Source organism: Nocardiopsis prasina DSM 43845 (assembly GCF_000341265.1).
Classification (GTDB): domain Bacteria; phylum Actinomycetota; class Actinomycetes; order Streptosporangiales; family Streptosporangiaceae; genus Nocardiopsis; species Nocardiopsis prasina.
The window spans coordinates 1-19,618 of sequence record NZ_ANAE01000109.1 but is presented as its reverse complement, the minus strand read 5'-3'; the positions used below and the strand labels follow the sequence as shown (position 1 = coordinate 19,618).

General features: G+C 66.3%; 21 protein-coding genes. 15 read left to right on the top strand and 6 right to left on the bottom strand.

All coding sequences use genetic code 11. The features are described from left to right. Nucleotides 1-466 precede the first annotated feature (466 nt). Nucleotides 467-1,651: a restriction endonuclease gene (locus tag D452_RS29575; protein WP_083927491.1), complete on the bottom strand. Its 1,185-nt coding sequence runs from the start codon at nt 1,649-1,651 to the stop codon at nt 467-469. 478 nt (nt 1,652-2,129) lie between these two features. Here D452_RS29575 and D452_RS30325 point away from each other — a divergent pair, with 478 nt between their 5' ends. After that, entirely contained in the window at nt 2,130-2,693 is a 564-nt protein-coding gene (locus D452_RS30325; protein WP_152498563.1) for a hypothetical protein, read from the top strand. Nucleotides 2,694-2,732: 39 nt separating this feature from the next. Continuing rightward, nucleotides 2,733-3,677 carry a NaeI family type II restriction endonuclease gene (locus tag D452_RS29570; protein ID WP_083927490.1) on the top strand — a complete coding sequence of 315 codons (945 nt, stop codon included), beginning with the start codon at nt 2,733-2,735 and terminating at the stop codon, nt 3,675-3,677. A gap of 271 nt (nt 3,678-3,948) precedes the next feature. Here the strand turns inward: D452_RS29570 and D452_RS0110520 are convergent, their stop codons facing one another. Further along, nucleotides 3,949-5,067 carry a DNA cytosine methyltransferase gene (locus D452_RS0110520; protein WP_017544111.1) on the bottom strand — a complete coding sequence of 373 codons (1,119 nt, stop codon included), beginning with the start codon at nt 5,065-5,067 and terminating at the stop codon, nt 3,949-3,951. Between the two features lie 335 nt (nt 5,068-5,402). On the opposite strand from D452_RS0110520, the gene D452_RS28065 reads away from it, so the two are divergent. Together D452_RS28065 and D452_RS30870 are read left to right on the top strand one after the other, a co-directional pair. Continuing rightward, nucleotides 5,403-6,128, top strand: a complete 726-nt coding sequence (locus tag D452_RS28065; protein WP_040693508.1) for an HNH endonuclease — start codon at nt 5,403-5,405, stop codon at nt 6,126-6,128. 31 nt (nt 6,129-6,159) lie between these two features. After that, complete coding sequence (locus D452_RS30870) at nt 6,160-6,360, top strand: hypothetical protein (RefSeq protein WP_169336563.1); 201 nt, start codon at nt 6,160-6,162, stop codon at nt 6,358-6,360. Here D452_RS30870 and D452_RS29565 read toward each other — a convergent pair. Then, nucleotides 6,317-6,859, bottom strand: coding sequence for a TetR-like C-terminal domain-containing protein (locus D452_RS29565; protein WP_239646364.1), 543 nt, complete (start codon nt 6,857-6,859; stop codon nt 6,317-6,319). The two genes, D452_RS30870 and D452_RS29565, sit on opposite strands and share 44 nt — an antisense overlap. Nucleotides 6,860-6,929: 70 nt before the next feature. Here D452_RS29565 and D452_RS0110510 point away from each other — a divergent pair, with 70 nt between their 5' ends. Further along, complete coding sequence (locus D452_RS0110510) at nt 6,930-7,685, top strand: SDR family oxidoreductase (RefSeq protein ID WP_017544109.1); 756 nt, start codon at nt 6,930-6,932, stop codon at nt 7,683-7,685. A gap of 148 nt (nt 7,686-7,833) precedes the next feature. Then, on the top strand, nt 7,834-9,468 hold the full coding sequence (locus D452_RS0110505) for an AMP-binding protein (protein WP_017544108.1): 1,635 nt from the start codon (nt 7,834-7,836) through the stop codon (nt 9,466-9,468). 54 nt (nt 9,469-9,522) lie between these two features. Here D452_RS0110505 and D452_RS0110500 read toward each other — a convergent pair whose 3' ends face one another. Then, complete coding sequence (locus D452_RS0110500) at nt 9,523-9,792, bottom strand: HPr family phosphocarrier protein (protein WP_017544107.1); 270 nt, start codon at nt 9,790-9,792, stop codon at nt 9,523-9,525. A gap of 78 nt (nt 9,793-9,870) precedes the next feature. After that, complete coding sequence (gene pfkB / locus D452_RS0110495) at nt 9,871-10,815, bottom strand: 1-phosphofructokinase (RefSeq protein WP_017544106.1); 945 nt, start codon at nt 10,813-10,815, stop codon at nt 9,871-9,873. Between the two features lie 362 nt (nt 10,816-11,177). Between pfkB and D452_RS0110490 the strand changes: the two genes are divergently transcribed. The 6 genes from D452_RS0110490 to ptsP all read left to right on the top strand — a co-directional run bounded on the left by D452_RS0110490 (nt 11,178) and on the right by ptsP (nt 16,779). After that, the gene (locus D452_RS0110490; RefSeq protein ID WP_017544105.1) at nt 11,178-11,939 is read left to right on the top strand and encodes a DeoR/GlpR family DNA-binding transcription regulator; all 762 of its coding nucleotides are present in this window, start codon (nt 11,178-11,180) and stop codon (nt 11,937-11,939) included. 68 nt (nt 11,940-12,007) lie between these two features. Next, complete coding sequence (gene mtlA / locus D452_RS0110485; RefSeq protein ID WP_017544104.1) at nt 12,008-13,105, top strand: PTS mannitol transporter subunit IICB; 1,098 nt, start codon at nt 12,008-12,010, stop codon at nt 13,103-13,105. A 42-nt stretch (nt 13,106-13,147) separates the two neighbouring features. Then, nucleotides 13,148-13,456 carry a PTS lactose transporter subunit IIB gene (locus D452_RS31095; protein ID WP_017544103.1) on the top strand — a complete coding sequence of 103 codons (309 nt, stop codon included), beginning with the start codon at nt 13,148-13,150 and terminating at the stop codon, nt 13,454-13,456. Further along, entirely contained in the window at nt 13,446-13,886 is a 441-nt protein-coding gene (locus D452_RS0110475; protein WP_017544102.1) for a PTS sugar transporter subunit IIA, read from the top strand. Before D452_RS31095 ends, D452_RS0110475 begins: the two co-directional genes overlap by 11 nt. 79 nt (nt 13,887-13,965) lie before the next feature. After that, nucleotides 13,966-15,006: a zinc-dependent dehydrogenase gene (locus tag D452_RS0110470; RefSeq protein WP_017544101.1), complete on the top strand. Its 1,041-nt coding sequence runs from the start codon at nt 13,966-13,968 to the stop codon at nt 15,004-15,006. Between the two features lie 84 nt (nt 15,007-15,090). Next, on the top strand, nt 15,091-16,779 hold the full coding sequence (gene ptsP, locus D452_RS0110465) for a phosphoenolpyruvate--protein phosphotransferase (RefSeq protein ID WP_017544100.1): 1,689 nt from the start codon (nt 15,091-15,093) through the stop codon (nt 16,777-16,779). 12 nt (nt 16,780-16,791) lie between these two features. Here the strand turns inward: ptsP and D452_RS29560 are convergent, their stop codons facing one another. Beyond that, complete coding sequence (locus D452_RS29560; RefSeq protein ID WP_083927489.1) at nt 16,792-17,067, bottom strand: DUF397 domain-containing protein; 276 nt, start codon at nt 17,065-17,067, stop codon at nt 16,792-16,794. Nucleotides 17,068-17,539: 472 nt separating this feature from the next. Here D452_RS29560 and D452_RS0110460 point away from each other — a divergent pair, with 472 nt between their 5' ends. The 3 genes from D452_RS0110460 to D452_RS0110450 all read left to right on the top strand — a co-directional run. Further along, entirely contained in the window at nt 17,540-18,742 is a 1,203-nt protein-coding gene (locus D452_RS0110460) for a helix-turn-helix domain-containing protein (RefSeq protein ID WP_239646363.1), read from the top strand. 159 nt (nt 18,743-18,901) lie between these two features. Further along, nucleotides 18,902-19,123, top strand: a complete 222-nt coding sequence (locus D452_RS0110455; protein ID WP_051061286.1) for a hypothetical protein — start codon at nt 18,902-18,904, stop codon at nt 19,121-19,123. Beyond that, on the top strand, nt 19,123-19,618 hold a 496-nt coding region (locus D452_RS0110450), incomplete at its 3' end, for a hypothetical protein (RefSeq protein ID WP_026129168.1). The genes D452_RS0110455 and D452_RS0110450, both read left to right, overlap by 1 nt.

The window sequence follows — 19,618 nt, the reverse complement described above, 5'->3', positions numbered from 1 at the left end:
AGCATTGATCTTGCCTCTTGCGGGGATGTGACGCCGGCGTGGTCGATCATCACAGTCGCTCGCTTCTGTTCCAATCGGACTCTAGGGCTGAGGCGGGTCGGTTTTCGGAATTGAACGTTGCCTAGGCTTGAAAAGACATCTCAAAGCCCTTCCTCGTGAGTCGATCGCAAGTAAGCTGAAACAGCTCAGAAAGAATGGATATCTAGATAACGACCTTGTCCTTTATGGCTGCCTCCTGGGTCAGGGTTGGCTGGACAAGTTCGCCGTCGCTCCGTCCGATAGAGCACGGATTCCGCGGCGTGGTCACGATCGGATCGGCCACCTCTCCCTGCCTCACCCGCGCTTTGGCGCACAGGTGTACGAGCAGGGCGACTCCGGCCACTCCGAGTACGGCCTTGTGCGGTAGGTTTGGCTGTCATTGTCTCCGGAGTAAAGATGGAACTACATTCTAATCCCGCGGACCGAATCAAGGGAATGACGTTCGCAGCCATTGTCTCACTGATTCCGGTGAACTGAAACCACGAGCCTGTAGAAGGTCAGCGATGTCCTTGCCGCATATGAGGACGACAGGGTGGCGGTCGTCTCGAATTTCCTTGTATGCCTGCGAATGGAAATGGGAGGTGGTTACAAACACCCCGAACTCGCGGTTTCGGAGTCGTGAAATCAGCCGTGCTACATCCCGAACACCGACGGATGTAGAAGGGCTGTAACACTTGGCCTCCAATGCGAACTCAACGGACACCGGGTCAGCGGCAGGACCAAGCATGTACTGCCCAATGGCGTCACGCCCGCCATCCCGGTGCGGTGGTGTGACTTCGCACTGGCCTGTGGCAGGCGCCTGCATCCGCCACAGAGCCACGGCACACTCCTCGAAGTCGTGCCAGCGGCCATGGAAGTGTCCAGTGATCTCCGCGAGGAAGGCCTGTCCTTCAGGTCCGGGGACCTGCTCATCTTTGGTGCGTGTATTCACGGTTGCAGGTGCTGTCAACGGCTGGTATTGACGTCCTTTGACCCAGGTCAGCCATTCGACCGGGGCGTGGGGACCCGTTGTGAGACCCGTGGATAGCTCTCGGATCCATTCCTTGGTGACTGAAGCAGTGTCGAGGACTGTGAAGACTGCACGGTAGTTCTGGAAGCGCTTCCCGCGTGTGCTTCTCCACAGCGCGACTAGTTCATCATCCGGGGACAGGCCCTCAGCACCGGGCGCCAAGAGTCCTCGAAACCGCACGTCCCGCCCTTGGCCCGCCTTCTGGAAGAGCAAGAAGGGAGGGATCTTGTCTCGGTCGTTGGCAGTTCCTGAGGCTGCCTCGAAGGTGTTCCGCAGGAGGAGGTTGCCTCCCCTGGGAGTGTTGTGAAGATCGTCCCCAGGGCGTCGGTTGTCCCCGTAGTAGGTGAAGCGTCCCGTCTGGACATCGAGCTCGTCCGGCCAGTCCGGCTCTCGTCCGGAGCTGTACAGCACAGCTACCTTGACTGACTGCTTCCAAGGAGAGCCCATGGTTCGGAAGCCGCCTTGGTTCCCTACTTTGATCAGGCGGGCGATGGGGTCGTCACCAGTGTTTCCGGCTGTCCCACCCTTATAGACGGCATCTAGAAGCAGGTCGCTCTCAGGGAGGACTGAGAAGGGGAAAGTACGCTCACCGTTGGCTGGCATGGAGCGTACCTTATCGGGTTATGTCGGATGGTTCGAGCGCTTTTGTCGCGATCTGCTTGCCTTTGGGAGTCCCGCAGCCAAGGTGAATCGATCTGAGAGCGCCGATCCGTCGTGCTTCTGGGGCTTCTTGGTGTGAACAGTGGAGGGCAGTGGGGCAGGTGTCTCTGCTCTACCTGCGCGTTTGCGGATTGGTCGGGTTTATTGATGTAGTATGGCAAGATTTGTCGCTCGGGCGAAGATGGGTTGGTTGCCGATGAAGCAAACACTTGTTACTGATGCTGATGATGTTCTTCGAAAATTCGCTTGCTCTCGGTCCGGGAAGAGGTTATTGGATGATTGGGTAATGAATAGGCCATATGTGGCGGAAAGAGTCTTGGGCCACCGCACGGAAGTAGTTTATGGGATCCGATCATCTGATATTTCTGCACTAAACTCAGAGCATGCCATCGGGAATATTCGACCAAGTCAGGGATATGGAGTGAAGTCGATTCGAGATTGGTTTCCGGATTTCGCTTTTTCGCACGTGTTCCACTTCTTCCTTGAGGAGAGGGGTGATGTTTTCTCATTCCAAGAGTTTCGTGATTGGTGTGCGCTTGATCGCTGTCGTCATATGCTTCATGATCCGGCCTGGGAAAAGATTAGAGATGCCGTTAGTGATGGCTGCACCGAGGAGCAAGCAAAGAACGCCATGCGATGGAGGGTCGGATTGTTCTATTACTCGTTCATCCGCGAGCTCTACGTGATTTCTCGCTTCCGCGAACTGGGACTGGATGTTCGCTTCCACCCGCTGGCCGATGCGCTGTACCGGACGGACACGTGGTTGGGGAACATCTCGGTGTCTCTGTACATCAAGAACGGAACGTTCAGGGACGGCGGCTCAGGGCGTAAGCCACAGGCAGAGAAGTTGATCGGTCGCGACCGCCCCGACCTTCGCTTCGTAGAGCTGAAGATCCCTACCCAGCGGCGGTGGGGGAGAGTGCATCTGCCAGGGGAAGGAGCTGTCGGAGCGTGTGCCGAGCAGTTGAGACAGTTGAGTACATAACTGGTGTTCCTTGGTTCGGGACACCGTTAGTTTGGTGACGTGCACCTCTTTGATACCCCCGACCAGCCGGGCGTTGCCAGTGCAGACTCTGAGCTCGAACAGGTCCTCCATCACTTGCTAGATCTCGATCGGCATGGTCTCCGGTTCGCCTCAGCTCTGCGCGGCACCTTCGACATGCTGCTTGACGGTCAGAACACAGGGCGTTACCGGTGGGACCAGCTTCACAAGACCGAAAAGACGCATTTCGGAACCTTGGTCGAGATCAACCTCCAGCGGGAGTTCAAGTTTTCTGGAGGTGAGGAGCTGGACTACCGTATCTGTGGTATAGAGGTCGACTGCAAGTACTCCCAGAACCGTGGCTCGTGGATGATCCCTCCGGAGGCGGTTGGAAAACTCTGCCTCGTCCTATGGGCTAGTGATGTTGATTCGCGCTGGTGGGCCGGGTTGGTCCGCGCGGACTTGGGCTCGCTGAACAGCGGAAGTAACCGTGATGCCAAACGCACTCTGAACAAGCAGGGGAAAGCATCTGTGCGGTGGCTCTTCTCAGACGCTCAGCTACCGGTAAACGCCCTGCTGCATCTGCCGCCAGGGGATGTGGAGGCGATCTTCGCGCTCAAATCTGGCTCGAAGAAGCTCGATGAATTGTTCCGACGCGCCCAGGGAATCCCTATCCGGAGGGCGGTGGTGGCCACGGTTGCCCAGCAGGACGATTACATGAAGCGGGTCCGTGGAAACGGCGGGTCCCGGTCTAACCTCCGTCCGGAAGGGATCATCATCCTCGGGCAGTACAAGGGGCATCGCACCATCGCCGCCCAGCTCGGTTTGCCCGTACCTGGTCCAGGCGAATTTGTTTCCGCTCGAGTGGTTCGTGCTGATGAGGGCTCCCACGAGGGGAGACCCCGAGCGTTTATCGATGGCCGCTGGTGGGTGCGGGCTTCTGAGGACGATCCAGTCGAACCAGCACCCCAACTGCCGAAAGTGTGAACGAGTCAACGGAGAAGCTGGATGGGAACGCTCAATGGTGCGCTCCAGAGGGTTCGTGGGCATCCTCGGCCGCGAACCGGTGCAGTATGCAGGGAAACCGTAGTCACGACGCAGAACCTGAGGTCGCGATGCGCTGCCTGGTACATGGGGTAGGACTACGCAGTAGGGTTTGGGATAAACAATTGCTCGGAAAAGACGAACCCGGACTCCTGGGAATTAGAGATCGATGGGAACACGCGCTGAGGTCGGGAAACTGATACTCGGTTGGCCCTCAGTCCGTAAGTGTGAGCTGGTGCGGGGTCAGGAATTCGAGTAGGCCTTCAACCTGTTCCTTCGGCCGCTCGACGCCGACGTCCGATGCCTTGAGAGCGCGGATGATGGCTTCGCCCACGGCCTGTGCTACCGGCGGAGGAAAAGCGTTGCCAACCTGCCGGTAAGCAGCCGTCTTACGACCCTGGAACTCCCAGTCGGTGGGGAAACCCTGGATGATCGCAGCCTGCTCGACAGTCAGCTTGGGACCGCGTTCACCGTACAAATCTCGCTGCTTGTCCTTGGTCTGGCCGTGCGGGTCGGCTACCCCGTGCCCGTCTACCCCGAGTTCAGCCCAGGCCCGCTTGGCGCGGGTCGGTCCCAGGTCCGCACCTCCGTGCTTCTTCGATCCGCCGACCAGTGTCGGAGCCACAGTGCCCTTCTTCAAGGCAGCCTGCCGCCACTTTCCGTAGTGCTTCAGACCCCTGGCAGATGTTCCGAATCGCATGCGCATGGTTTCGTCTAGGGCTTTGGCCACAGTAACAACCTCTCCGCTTGCACGGGGCGGAAGGAAATGTGAGGCCTCTGGCTCGCGCATCGCCACCAGGATGGCCCTCGGCCGAAGCTGTGGGACGCCGTAGTCGCGAGCTTCTAGGACATCCCATCCCAGAACCCGGTACCCCAGGCTCTCCAACGAGTCCCGAATCTTGAGCCGGTAATCACGGAACTTGTGCTCGGGTTCGAGCAGCCCGCGAACGTTCTCGATCATCACTGCGCGTGGCTCAAGCTGCTTAACCATGTCGAGCATGACAGGGAAGAGGTCGCGTTCGTCATCTTCGCCCAACTGTTTTCCAGCAAGGGAGAAGGGAGGGCAGGGGACACCGCCGGCCAGCAAGTCGAGGCGGTCGTCTCCCAGTTCCTTCTTGAGGTCTGCCATCTCGAAGTCTGTGAGGTCCCACTGGAGGATCGCGCAGTTTCGCCACCCCTGCCTACGGGTGTTGTGCTGCAGAGTCTGGACTGCATGGGGGTCGATTTCAATCAGTGCACGGTGCTCGAAGCCCGCACGGTGCAAGCCGAGGGCTTGTCCGCCTGCGCCTGCGCAGATCTCAACGGACGTGTACGTGCGTCCTTCACCGGACATGCAGTTTCCTCTCTGCCCACGCCCTCACACCTCACGTGCTGGGCGGAAAGCCGACGATTGGTCCCCCGCTGATCGTCCCAAGGTCTGAGCAGCGGTTCTACCGGCAACGCGGACTTGTGGATAACTGCCTTGGCGGATCCCCGGACCGGCCGATTCTACCGGCGGGGTCCGACCAGTCCCGCAGACCGGATCGATGTCTACTAGTATGCCGATGGGCGCCGATGGCTTGCCGGATCTTGCCGTGAAGGTGCCGACAGGTTACGATGCTCTCACCCTCAAGTAAGCCCGCATTAGCAGGCAAAGGCCATGCCGGACAGAAACGGACCCGAACGAGCGTGCCCACAGAAGAAGGACGTCCTGACTGGAGCGACCGGTCGCTTGGAGGGCGCATCCGTGTCGCCCTTTGGCTGTATGAGCAGGTGGGAGAAGGTCAGCGTTTCCGCAAACAGGACATGAGGGAAGCTATCCCTGGGGTCGAGCAGATCGACCGGCGTATGCGCGACCTTCGACCAGCCGGATGGATCATCAAGACATACCGTGACATGGCTTCGCTTAGTCCTGACGAGCTTTTCCTGGAGACCATCGGCGCTCATGTGTGGGAACCGGGGAAACGTTCGACCGGGTTGAGAACAGTCAGCGGGAGGCTTCGACGTGAGGTCATGGACCGTGACCACCACCGGTGCGTCCGGTGCGGTATCTCATCCGGTGAAGAGTATCCGGAAGAGCCTGGTAGCAGCGCCCGGCTGACTCTCGGTCACATCAACGCACACGCTTATGGCGCGAGCGCAGCCGCGGAGAATCTCGTGACCGAGTGTGCTCGGTGTAACGAGACAGCGAAGCAACTCACCCCTGTGCAGTTCACTGCGGACCATGTGCGTGACCAGGTTCGGGAGCTGTCGAAGCGCGAGAAGACGAACCTCCTCTCCTGGATGGCGCTGGACCGGCGTCCCATGTCCAAAGCTGAACAGGTTTGGGCGCACTACCGGCAGCTTCCCGGGGTCGAGCGGGAGGGCCTCCGGCGCGAGCTTGCTCGGATGCTCGGTTCAGAGGAAGAGGACTGATCCTTGAAATCCGGGCTTTGGAGGCATCAGCATGGTTGACCAGCGTGCAGCGACCATCTTCTTCGGCTGCTGCTGGGTCAGTGTTGTCGCTGGCGCGCTTACGCTCTTGGCCGCAGAGTCATGGCCGGTTGCAATTCTCACAGCAGGAGCGGCATTCGGTGGCGCGCTTCCGCTGCTCAACTCGGTCATCAAAGACGATCTGACTGAGAAGCAGCACAGCAAGGGCAGTTGATATTCGGTCCTTTGAGCCGTGCCCTCAACCTGAAGCCAGGGTGGTTGATCGGGCATTTTCGCAGGTGGAAAGCGCGAGCTCCCGGGCACAACCCCGAGGTTCGGGCTCGAGTGGAGCAGTAGGACAGGACTGTGTCCACGACCTCTACCACCAAGTTGTCCGGGATGGGTTCTAGCCAGAATCGAAAGTGGTTGCGTAGTAGTGCCTGGCACACCTCCAGCTGGGTGCTAACCGCAGCCTCGGGATCGATCACCCCGCGCGCCACGGTCCTGCCGATGATCTCCGCCATCATCCGCCGCCCCATTCCCGGGGAATGGGAGCGAATCTCCACGGCGTGCTTCGTGTAAGGTCGCGCACCCCCGAGCAGGTAGCGCAGGGGCTCCCCGGCCGGGCCGGGCCGGAGAGGGGACGGGGTCTGGTGCGGCAGCACCAGCAGGTCTCTGCGCAGCTCACTAATGTCGTTATGTTCAGCGGTTTGTAGGTGGTAGACCGCGTCCATCACCAGAGGGCGATGAGTACCCCCGTCCCCGGATACGCTCGGCGCGACACCTGACCTTGGGAGGAACCACATGACAGCGACCGCGGTCGTCACCGGAGCCAGCAGCGGGATCGGTGCCGCCACCGCGCGCGGGCTCGCCGCCGAGGGCTACGAGGTGGTCCTGGTGGCCCGCCGCGCCGACCGGATCGAGGCGCTCGCCGAGGAGATCACCGGCAGCGGTCACTCGGCCCGCGCCCGGGTCCTCGACGTCACCGACCGCGCGGACGTCGACGCCTTCGCCGAGGAGCTGGGCTCCTGTGACGTGCTGGTCAACAACGCGGGCGGGGCGATCGGCACCGAGACCGTCGCCAACGGCGACCCCGCCGACTGGCGGCGCATGTACGAGGTCAACGTCCTGGGCGTGCTCAACATGACCCAGGCCCTGCTGCCCAAGCTCATCGCCAGCGGGGACGGCACCGTCCTGGTCGTCTCCTCAGTGGCCGGACACGGCGTCTACGAGGGCGGCGGCGGTTACGTGGCCGCCAAGCACGGAGCCCACACCCTGGCCGCCACCCTGCGCCTGGAACTGTGCGGGGAACCGGTCCGCGTCCTGGAGGTGGCCCCCGGCATGGTCAAGACCGAGGAGTTCTCCCTCAACCGCCTGCGCGGGGACGCCGAGCGTGCCGAGGCCGTGTACGCCGGGGTTCCGGACCCGCTGAGCGCCGAGGACGTGGCCGACACCATCGTGTGGGCGATCACCCGGCCGCCGCACGTCAACGTCGACCTGCTCGTGGTCCGTCCGCGCGCCCAGGCGGCCGCGCACAAGGTGCACCGAGTCAAGGAGTAGGCGTCCTCCCGGGGCGGAGGGGAAGGCCTTCCCTCGGACCGGGGTGCGTGATAAGTGTGATCTGGCTTACATGTCCGGAGGGGTGCGGCCAGTGCTCCTCCGGGCGTGGGATCCACTGTCCCGCACGGCAAGGAGCCTGGACTTGAGTGTGAACGCCGCCCTTCCCAGCTACGCCTCCGGCACCTCCACCACCCCTCTGCTCGGCGACACCATCGGCGGCGACCTGGCCCGGACCGTGGCCGCGCACCCCGACCGGGACGCTCTGGTGGACCGGGCCTCCGGGCTCCGGCTCACCTACCGGGAGTTCGGCGCGGAGGTCGAGCGGGTGGCGCTGGGACTGCTCGACCTCGGCGTGGTGAAGGGGGACCGGGTCGGCGTCTGGGCGCCCAACCGGACCGAGTGGGTCCTCGTCCAGTACGCGACCGCCCGCGTCGGCGCCGTCATGGTGAACATCAACCCCGCCTACCGCACCCACGAGTTGGAGTACGTGCTCAACCAGGCGGGGATCTCGGTGCTGGTCGCCGCGCCCTCGTTCAAGTCCTCCGACTACGCCGCGATGATCGAGCAGGTGCGCGGAAAGTGCCCCGAGCTGCGCGAGGTGGTGCTCTTCGACGGCCCGGCCTGGGCGGCGCTGCTCGCCGCCGGTGACGGGGGCGATCCGGACGCACTCCACGAGGTCGAGGCCACGCTCTCCCCGGACGACCCGGTCAACATCCAGTACACCTCCGGCACGACCGGGTTCCCCAAGGGCGCGACCCTATCCCACCACAACATCCTCAACAACGGCTACTCCGTCGGTGAGCTGCTGGGATACACCGAGGCCGACCGGATCTGCATCCCCGTGCCCTTCTACCACTGCTTCGGCATGGTGATGGGAAACCTGGCCGCCACCAGCCACGGTGCGTGCATGGTCATCCCGGGCCCCGGGTTCGACCCCGCCGCCGCGCTCGACGCCGTCCAGGCGGAGCGCTGCACCTCGCTGTACGGCGTGCCCGCCATGTTCATCGCCGAGCTGGCCCTGCCCGACTTCGACTCCTACGACCTCTCCACGCTGCGCACCGGGATCATGGCCGGGTCGCCCTGCCCGGTCGAGGTGATGCGCCAGGTCATCGACCGGATGGGGATGGCCGGAGTGTCGATCTGCTACGGGATGACGGAGACCTCCCCGGTGAGCACCCAGACGCGGACCGACGACTCTCTGGAGCGCCGGGTGTCCACCGTGGGCAGGGTCGGGCCGCATCTGGAGGTGAAGGTCATCGACCCCGCCTCCGGGGTCACGGTCCCGCGCGGCGTCCCCGGCGAACTGTGCACCCGGGGCTACTCGGTGATGCTCGGCTACTGGAACCAGCCGGACAAGACGGCCGAGGCGGTCGACGCGGGCCGCTGGATGCACACCGGCGACCTCGCCGTCATGGACGACGACGGCTACGTGAGCATCACCGGCCGCATCAAGGACATGGTGATCCGGGGCGGCGAGAACATCTACCCGCGCGAGGTGGAGGAGCTGCTGTACACCCACCCCGACCTGCTGGACGCCCAGGTCATCGGGGTTCCGGACCAGAGGTACGGCGAGGAGCTGATGGTCTGGGTGCGCATGCGCGACGGCGCCGATCCCCTCACCGCCGAGGCCCTGCGCGCCTTCTGCGAGGGCCGGATCGCGCACTACAAGATCCCGCGCTACGTCCACGTGGTGGACGAGTTCCCCATGACGGTCACCGGCAAGGTCCGCAAGGTCCAGATGCGCGAGGAGGCCGTCCGTCTACTCGACGGCGGGCTGATCTGAGGGGCGGGTTGGCCTGGAGGGGCGGGCGGGGACGGCCGCCCGCCCCGGTCCCGGCTACTTCGGGTCCAGTTCCTTGCCGAGCATCTCCACCAGGCCGTCCAGGGCCGCGTCCGAGTTCTCGTCCTCGCAGGTCAGCGTGATGGTCTCGCCGTGTGAGGCCCCCATCGCCATGACCGCCAGCACGCTGCGGGCGTCCACCGGCTTGTGGTCCGCGCGGGAGACGGTCACGGGCAGACCGGTCTCGTTGACCGCCTGGACGAAGAGTGTCGCGGGCCGGGCGTGCAGGCCGAGGAGGGATCCGATGACAACGGTGCGCTCGGGCATGTCAGTCCTTGGAGGGTGTCGGGCGGGGCCGGGAGGTCCGGCCCCGGTCACGGTGGTGTGTGGCTGTGGAACGGGTGGTCACGACGACGGTTCGATGCGCCAGTCAGGGTCGGGCTCGGTCGCCGGGCTGACGCCGTCGGTGGCGACGTCGTCGGGGTGGGGGACGGTCGTTCCCGGAAGCGCGACGGCCGCGGTCCCCCAGGCCACGGCCTGACGGAGGCGCTCCTCCGGGGAGCCGTCTCCGGCGAGGAATCCCGCGAGCGCGCTGTCACCCGCGCCCACGGTACTCCGGGTGCGGACCCGGGGTCCGCGTGCCCAACGCACGTCCCGCTCCGTGACGAGGAGCGCTCCGTGGCCGCCCAGGGTGACCAGCGCGGACTCGTTTCCCCAGGCGAGGACCTCACGGGCCGCCTCGGTGACGTCGCCGAGGGTGGTCAGCTCGCGGTCGACCAGCGCCGCGAGCTCCTCCTGGTTGGGCTTGAGCAGGGTGATGGATCCGGCCTTGGCGGCGGCGGTCAGCGGCGCACCGGAGGTGTCCAGGGCCAGGGGCACGCCGTGGGCGGCGGCCAGACTCGCGACCCGCACGTACAGGTCCTCGGGGACCCCGGCGGGGAGGCTGCCGCTCGCCACCACCCAGGCGGGGGAGCGGGTCAGCTCGTCCTCCAGGGCGTCGAGCAGGGCCTCGACCTCCTCGGGGGACATCACGGGGCCGGCGGCGTTGAGCTTGGTGGTGGTGCCGTCGGACTCGGTGACGGTGACGTTCCCGCGGGTCTCACCAGCGATGGGCACGGTGACGCGGGGCAGGTCGCCGAGGAGGGTGACGAGTTCGGCCCCACCGCCGCCGCCGACAGGGAGGAGCGCGCGTGTGGTGACCCCGTTGCCGAACAGGGCCCGGGAGACGTTCACTCCCTTGCCGCCCGCCTGGGAGCGGGTGTCGCGCACGCGGAGCACCTCGCCTCGGACGAGGCGGTCGACCTCAAGGGTGTGGTCGACGCTCGGGTTCGGGGTGAGGGTCAGGATCATGGGTGCTCTCTTCGAGGGGTGTGACGCGCCCGGTCCGGGTGCCTCCGCAGTGGAAGGGTGCGCCCGAGGAGGTGGGGTTCCGCTGGCTGTGGGTGTCTCCATGGGGGATGTGGTTCTGTCTTTGATTATGTGTGTTTGTCTGTGTGTGTCAATGGTGTGACGCGGATCCGATGGATGCTTCTCGGTGGACCGAGGGTCGCGTGACCCGTGCTGTCTCCTGGTCACAACGCCCGAGGGTCGGATGATCCTTCTGCTGACAACCTGGTGGGGTTGCTGGGATATTGGGGTGAGATACCCCTTGTGTGTCCCATGCAACACCATTAAACTCACCGAAAACCACACCGAAACACAGGTGATCCAACATGTACGCGGAAGAGCGCCAGAAGGTGATCCTCGAACGCGCCCGCCACGATGGTCGGGTCGACGTGACGGGTCTCGCCTCGGAGTTCGACGTGACCTACGAGACCGTCCGCCGCGACCTCACCGCCCTTGAGCGGCACGGGGTCCTGCGCAGGGTCCACGGTGGCGCGATCCCCGTCGAGCGACTGGGCTTCGAGCCCGCCCTCACTGTGCGCGACTCCGTCATGACCCAGGAGAAGGAGCGGATCGCCAAGGCCGCGCTCGCCGAACTTCCGGACGAGGGCGCCATCCTCCTGGACGCGGGATCCACCACGGGGCGTCTGGCCGAACAGCTGCCCACGGACCGCGAGCTCACTGTCGTCACCAACTCCCTCTCAATAGCTCTCACCCTCACCCCACGAACCAACATCAACCTCATGCTTCTCGGCGGCCGTATCCGGACCCGGACCCAGGCCAGCGTCGAGTCCTGGGCCCTGCGCGCCCTCGCCGAGTGCTACGTCGACGTGGCCTTCATGGCCTCCAACGGAGTGTCCGTCGAACGAGGCCTGACCACCCCCGACCCGGCCGAGGCCGAGGTCAAGAGGGCCATGATCGCCTCCTCTCGGCGCTCCGTGCTCCTCGCCGACCACACCAAGGTCGGCAACGACCACTTCGCCCGTTTCGCCGCTGTCGAGGACCTCGACCTCGTCATCACCGACAACGGACTCGCCGACGGACTCGCGGACGAACTGGAGACGGCCGGTCCCAACGTCCGCGCCGTCTGACCCACCCCACAACCACTCTCTCCCCGGCCGAGGCAGACCGCCCGCCGGACCTCCCAGGAGGTTCCCCCATGTCAACCCAGCAGAGCAGACTCGTCAACGTGCGCTCGGGAGTCCAGCGCTTCGGCGGCTTCCTGGCGAGCATGGTGATGCCCAACATCGGCGCGTTCATCGCCTGGGGCCTCATCACGGCGCTGTTCATCCCCGACGGCTGGTGGCCCAACGAGCACATGGCCCAGCTCGTCGACCCGATGATCAGCTTCCTGCTGCCGCTGCTGATCGGGTACACCGGCGGTCACCTCATCTACGACAAGCGCGGCGGCGTGGTCGGTGCCATCGCCACCATCGGTGTGATCGTCTCCGCCGACATCCCGATGTTCCTCGGCGCGATGCTGGCCGGTCCGCTCGCCGCGTACCTGATCAAGCAGATCGACAAGGTCCTCCAGCCCAGGACCCCCAGCGGCTTCGAGATGCTGGTCAACAACTTCAGCGCCGGCATCCTCGGTGGCCTCATGGCCATCACGGGGCTCTACGCCATTGGCCCTGTGGTCACCACCATCGCCTCCTGGCTCGGCCGGGGCGTGCAGTTCCTCATCGACCTGTCGCTGCTGCCGCTGGTCTCGATCATCATCGAGCCCGCCAAGGTCCTGTTCCTCAACAACGCCATCAACCACGGTGTCCTCGGACCCCTGGGCGTGGTGCGGGTCGCCGACCAGGGCAAGGCCATCGAGTTCCTCATCGAGACCAGCCCCGGCCCGGGTCTGGGCATCCTTGTGGCCTGCATGCTCTTCGGCCCGAAGCTGAGCAGGGCGACCGCCCCCGGTGCGATCATCATCCACTTCTTCGGTGGCATCCACGAGATCTACTTCCCGTACATCCTCGCCCAGCCGAAGCTCATCCTCGCGGCGATCGCCGGTGGCATGTCCGGCATCACCACGTTCCTCCTCTTCGACGTCGGCCTGCTCGCCACCCCGGCGCCCGGCAGCATCTTCGCCCTCATGGCGGTCACCCCGCGCGGCGACCACATCGGTGTCCTGGCCGGAGTCCTGGTCGGAACGCTCGCGTCGTTCGCCGTCGCCTCGCTGCTCCTCGGCTTCGGCCGGGCCGAGCGCAAGGCTGAGCGGGAGGCCGCCGAGGCGGAGAAGGCCAAGGCAGACCAGGGCGAGTAGTCCACCGAAACCCCAACCACCACAGAACTGGGAGAACCGTTCATGGCCACCATCGAAGGCTCCGACATCAAGAAGGTCGTCGTCGCCTGCGACGCCGGGATGGGCAGCAGCGTCCTGCTCACCTCGCAGCTCAAGAAGAGCCTGTCGCCCCACGGCGTCACCGTCGAGCACTCGCCGGTCGACCGCATCCCCGAGGACGCCGACCTCGTCCTCTGCCACGCCGGTCTCGTCGACCGCGCCCGCCACCGGGCGGGCGACACCGTGGTCGTGCCCTTCCAGATGTTCCTCGGCGACCCCGCGTTCGCCCGCGTGGAGGCGGCCATCCGGGACGGTGGCACCCTTGGCGACTGACCTCACCCTCACCGCCGAGTCGGTGCGGCTCGGCGGGACCGCCAAGGACCGCGCCGACGCCATCGACCAGTGCGGGGCCCTCCTCGTGGAGCTCGGCGCCGTCGAACCCGGCTACGTGCCCGCCATGCACGAGCGCGAGGCCTCCATCCCCACCTTCGTGGGGGAGGGGGTGGCCATCCCGCACGGCACCGACGCCTCGCGGACGATGGTCAAGAAGACGGCCCTGGCCGTGATCCAGTTCCCGGAGGGGATCGACTGGGGCGGGCCCACCGTGCACGTCGCCATCGGCATCGCGGCCTCCGGCGACGAGCACCTCAAGGTGCTGTCCTCGCTGGCCGGGGTCCTTACTGACCCCGAGCGCGCTGCCAGCCTGCGCGGAGCGACCAGCGTCGAGGACGTCCTCGAGCTCCTCGCACCCGCCGCGGGCTGATCCCCAACCACCGAACAGACGCTCCACCGGTCGGGGCGGAGAACCCGCCCCGGCCAAGCCCCACCAGAAAGGCCCGAACATGCTCGTCGCCCGCTTCTACGCCCCAGGTGACATCCGTCTGGAGCAGGCACCCGAGCCCACCCCCGGACCGGGGCAGCTCAAGATCGCCGTCGCCAACTGCTCCACCTGCGGCACCGACGTGAAGATCTCCAAGCACGGCCACCACCACATCCGCCCGCCCCGGGTCATCGGCCACGAGATCGCGGGCCGGATCGTCGAGGTCGGCGAGGGCGTCGACGGCTGGGCCGAGGGCGACCGGGTCCAGGTCATCGCGGCCATCCCCTGTGGGAAGTGCGTGGAGTGCTCCGACGGCCGCTTCACCGTCTGCTCCAAGCAGGAGTCCATGGGGTACCACTACGACGGTGGTTTCGCCGAGTACATGATCATCCCCGAGGCCGTTCTCGCGGTGGACGGCGTCAACCGGGTGCCGGACAACATCGACCTCGCCGAGGCCTCCGTGGCCGAGCCGCTGGCCTGCGTGCTCAACGGCCAGGAGATCGCCGGTGTGGGCGAGGGCGACACGGTCGTGGTCATGGGCGCCGGTCCGATCGGCTGCCTGCACGTGCGGCTGGCCCGGGCCAAGGGCGCGGCCAAGGTGTACCTGGTCGACCTCAACCGCGGCCGCCTGGACATGTCCGCCGCCATCGTGGAGCCGGACGCCTCGATCTGCGGCGAGGAGACCGACGCCGTCGCCGAGGTCCTGCGCCTCACGGGTGAGCGCGGCGCGGACGTGGTGATCACCGCCGCCGCCTCCGGGAAGGCCCAGGAGGACGCGCTCCGCATGGTGTCGCGCAGCGGCCGGATCAGCTTCTTCGGCGGTCTGCCCAAGGACGCTCCCATCATCCAGCTGGACGCCAACGTGGTGCACTACAAGGAGATCTCGATCTTCGGTGCCAACGGTTCCAGCCCCGCGCACAACAAGCGGGCCCTCGAACTGATCTCCTCGGGTGCCGTCCCGGTCGCCGACCTCATCACCGAGCGGATGCCGCTGTCGGACGTCCACAAGGCGATCGAGACCGTGGCCTCGGGCACGGCCGTCAAGGTCACCATCCAGCCCTGACGCTGACCCTTCTCCGGTTCGGTCCGGCACACCAGACCGATTCCGGGTAGCTACTCGAAAACAGACCCCCTCAGGAGAGCGCACATGGAGCAGACGAACCCCACCCGGGCACTGGAAGGCATCGCGGCTGGTCCGGGTGGGGCCGTCGCTCCGGTGGCCAGGATGGCGGCCCCACCCTCACTCCCGGAGACCGAGCCCGAGGTGACCGACGTCGGGGCCGAGAAGGAGTCGGCGCGCGCCGCTCTGGAGAGTGTGGCGACCGACCTCGAAGGCCGGGCCGCCGGGCTCGACGGTGAGGCCGCGGCCGTGCTCAACGCGCAGGCGCTCATGGCCCGCGACCCGGAGCTGCGGCGCCAGGTCGAGGAGGGCATCACCGAGAACCGGGCCGCCGCCTGGGCGGTGCGGGACGCCTGTGGCCGTTACCAGGACCTGCTTCTGGCCGCGGGGGGCTACCTGGCCGAGCGCGCAGCTGACCTGGCCGACATCCGGGACCGTGCGGTCTCTGTCCTGCTCGGGCTGCCCATGCCCGGGCTGCCCGACCCCGGTCACCCGCACGTGCTGGTGGCCGAGGACCTCGCGCCCGCCGACACCGTGCGCCTGGACACCAGCCAGGTGAAGGCCATCGTCACCCGCCTCGGTGGTCCCACCAGCCACACCGTCATCCTCGCCCGTTCCCTGGGTCTGCCCGCCGTGGTGGGCTGTCCGGGAGCGGAGGAGCTGACCGACGGCACGCTCGTCGCCGTGGACGGGGACAAGGGAACCGTCGAGGTGGATCCGGACCCCGAGGTGGCCGAGCGGGTTCGCCTGCGGGCCGAGCGGCGTCGGGCCGTGCTGGCGGAGAGCTCCGGTCCCGGCCGCACGTCCGACGGTGTCCCGGTTTCGCTGCTCCTCAACGCGGGTGAGGGCGACCCGGACGAGGCCGGTGCGCACGACAGCGAGGGCATCGGTCTGTTGCGCACCGAGTTCCTGTTCCTCGACAGGGCTGAGCCGCCCACGGTCGCCGAGCAGACCGAGTCCTACACCAAGCTGTTCCGCGCCTTCGAGGGCCGTACCGTCACCGTGCGGACCCTGGACGCGGGTTCGGACAAGCCGCTGGCCTTCGCTGACACCGGCGAGGAGGACAACCCCGCGCTGGGGGTGCGTGGCTTCCGCACGACCCGCGTGCACCCGAATCTGCTCTCCGACCAGCTCACGGCCATCGCGGCCGCGACGAAGGCCTGCGAGAACACCCGGGTCCGGGTGATGGCGCCGATGGTGTCCACGCCCGCCGAGACCGAGGAGTTCGCCACCCTCGCCCGTGAAGCGGGGATCACCGAGGTCGGCGTGATGGTGGAGGTGCCCGCCGCGGCGCTGCTCGCTGACCGGCTGCTGTCCCGGGTGGACTTCGTGTCCATCGGCACGAACGACCTGGCCCAGTACACGATGGCGGCCGACCGCACCCTGGGTTCGCTGCCTGACCTGTTGGACCCCTGGCAGCCCGCGCTCCTGAGCCTGATCGGCCAGGTGGGGGCGGCAGGGAAGAGGGCGGAGCGTTCCGTGGGGGTGTGTGGTGAGGCCGCCGCAGACCCGCTGCTCGCGGTGGTTCTGGTGGGACTCGGCGTGACCAGCCTGTCCGCCGCGCCCCCGGCGCTGCCCGCCGTGCGCTACGCGCTGGCGCGGCACACCGAGGAGGAGTGCCGCGCGCTGGCCAACCTCGCCCTCAACGCGGAGACTCCGGCGCAGGGGCGGGAGGCCGTCAGGAAGGCCGCTCACGCGGAGGTCACCGACCTCTGATCGCGACAGGGTTCAGGAATGCGGCGTCCGGATTCCTGAACCGCTGTAGCCACCGAAGAGGCCCTGGGTTTTTCCCGGGGCCTTTTTGTGTTTCCAGCTCCCGGCGCGCACCCCGGTGAGGAGGGCTGACCATTCCTGACAGGGGAAGAGGAGGTGTCCGGCCTCGCGGTTCTGGGTGTCACGGACGGCAGCCCCGGTGGTCAGGTCAGCGACCTCGACACAGTCATTCGCAGTCGCACTGTAGGACGACTTCCGGAAGGTTAGCCCTTGGTCACGGCTCTGATGCATGGTTGGTTTCCTGCTCTTTTGTCTGAGGACATTCGGTGCTTAGGAGCGCGACCCACTCCGCCCCAGGGAAGGGCAGGTGAACGCGCTCCGGGTGCGTTGGAGTCGCGGACCATGGCGCCCCTTGGGGTGTCTGTGATGGCGACACAGTTGGTTCGGTCGCTGTAGCTGGAGATCCGGAAGCCGAGGACGTCAGAGTTGATCATGAGGTTCACGGGGGGCTCTTTCAGACTGTCTTGAGGACCTCGCGCAGGGGACCTGACGCTGGACCGCAGCGCTCTCAGAGAGCTACCCACAGGTGAGGCCGACCATTCCGAGGTCACCTGACTCTGATCCTCCTGGGAACGGGATTCCTCATTGGCGGGAGCGGAGTTCCGTGAATTCCTTTCATGGCAAAGGCCCCGCCCCGTAGCCTGACAGTGCGACCTGATCAGGAAGGGGAGGGGCCATGCCCACCGATTGTACCCCGACGGAAGTGCCCGATTTCGGAAAACGCCTACGGCACCACCGCACACGGAAAGGCCTGACCCGTGCGGTCCTGGGCGGGCTCGTCGGCCGCTCGGCCGAATGGGTCAAAGCGATCGAGACCGGCCGTCTACAGGTGCCCCGGCTACCGCTGCTGCTGCGGCTCGCCGAGGTGCTCCAAGTGAAGGACCTCGCGGACCTCACCGGAGAACAACGGTTGTCGGCCACCACTGTCACACGTGACGCTCACGAGAAGCTGCCCGCGATCCGCACCGCGTTGACCACCTATCACCTGACCTCCTCGGACACGGAACCTCTGACCTCTCGTCAGGTGGCCGACCGGGTGCGGCACGGATGGCAGCTGTGGCACGGCAACCGGAACCACCGCAGCGGGGTGGCCGAAGTGATCCCGGATCTGCTGGCCGACATCCAGCGGACCGTGCGCCAAGTCGAGGGAAACGAGCGGCGCCGGGCCCTCACCGCTCTGGCGCAGGTGTACCACCTGGCGCAGCTCTACGTGAGCTTCCAGCCCGCGCAGGAACTGGTGACCCTCACCGGGGACCGGGCGATGGCGGCGGCCCAGGACGCGGACGACCCCCACGCCATCGCAGTGGCCGCCTGGTACATGAACCACGTGTTCCGCGACGCCGGTGAACGGCATGAAGCCCGTGTCGACCTCGCCATGAGCGCGGCACGACTGGTCAAGCCCGCCCACGGCCCCGAGGATCTTGCTCGGTGGGGTCTGCTGCAACTCGGAGCTGCCCTGTCACACGCCAAAGTCGGCAAGTCCGGGGACGCCTGGCGCTACTGGGACCGGGCTGACGAAGCGGCCCGGCGGCTCGGGGATCAGTACGCGCACCCCTATCTGATCTTCGGTCGGGGGATGGTCGACGCCTACGCCGTCACCATGAACGCGGACCTTCTCCAGGGCGGGTCTGCCGTTCGGGCGGCGACCAGGATCGACCTCGCGTCGATGCCCTCGGCCACCCGGAGGAGCTTCCACCTGATCGAGTCGGCTCGTGCACACGATCTCCAGAACGAGGACATCGCGGTCGTCCACCTGCTCAACAAGGCCTACGAGGAGTCCCCCGAGACCGCGAGGTACAACCGGTTCGCGCGCTCAGCCGTGATCAGGCTCAGTGAGTCGAGGAACGGCATGATTCGCGACGACGTACGCTCGCTCGCTCGCAGGATCGGAGTACGGGTCGCCTGAGTGGCGCGGGTCCGGGGGTACGACTCGTACCCCTTGTCGAGGGGGTAGCGACGCTACCCCCTCCCTCGCGTTCGGAGACCTAGGGTCAGGGAGTCCAGACCCCGGCGAGCCGGTAGGAGGGCTCCCGGGGCACGGCCAACGCTGACTAGGAGCGCCGACATGCCCGACCTTATCCCCTGGCTCGCCCCGCGAATCATTGGCGCTGCCGGAGACCTCTCACACCGCCCCCGACGCCCGCGCAGGGCTGGGCGCGTGCGCGGCTACGCCGCGTCCCTCCGCCCGCCGCTCATCCCCTCGCCCCGGCGACCGCTGGAGACCGCACCCCTGGACGTCCTCCACGCCGTCCTGGCCGGACTGCGCCGACTGGGGGTGTCCCTCTGATGCTGGACACCTACACCGGGGACCTTCTCGCCGCAGTCGGGGACGCCCTCCTCCCTCCAGCCCGCCTCACCCCTCAGGAACTGGCCGAGTGGCACGCCCACACCCTGCGCAACCGGCTCCCACTGATCCACGAGGCCCTGCGCATGGCTCAGGAGGAAGACGACGCCGAGCTGGCCACCCAGATGATCGACCAGGCCATCACCGACCACCCCAACCTCCCGGCCGCTCCCCGGGCTGAGCGACGGGTCCCCCGGGAAGGCTCATCCGGCGGCGAACCGCCCGTTCCGGAGCACGTCCTCTGCGATCTGCTCTACCGGCACTGGGCGATGACCATCGAGGGAAAGCCACCCCACGAGAAGTACGTGGCGCGCCGCCCCCTTGGCTGGGCGGGCGAGGGCGACCCCTTCGAGCGGATTACCGCACCCACGCGAACGGAGCTGCTGAGGCTGCTCGCCCATCGCCACTTGGGCGTGGGAAAGCCGGACCCCGGGCCGT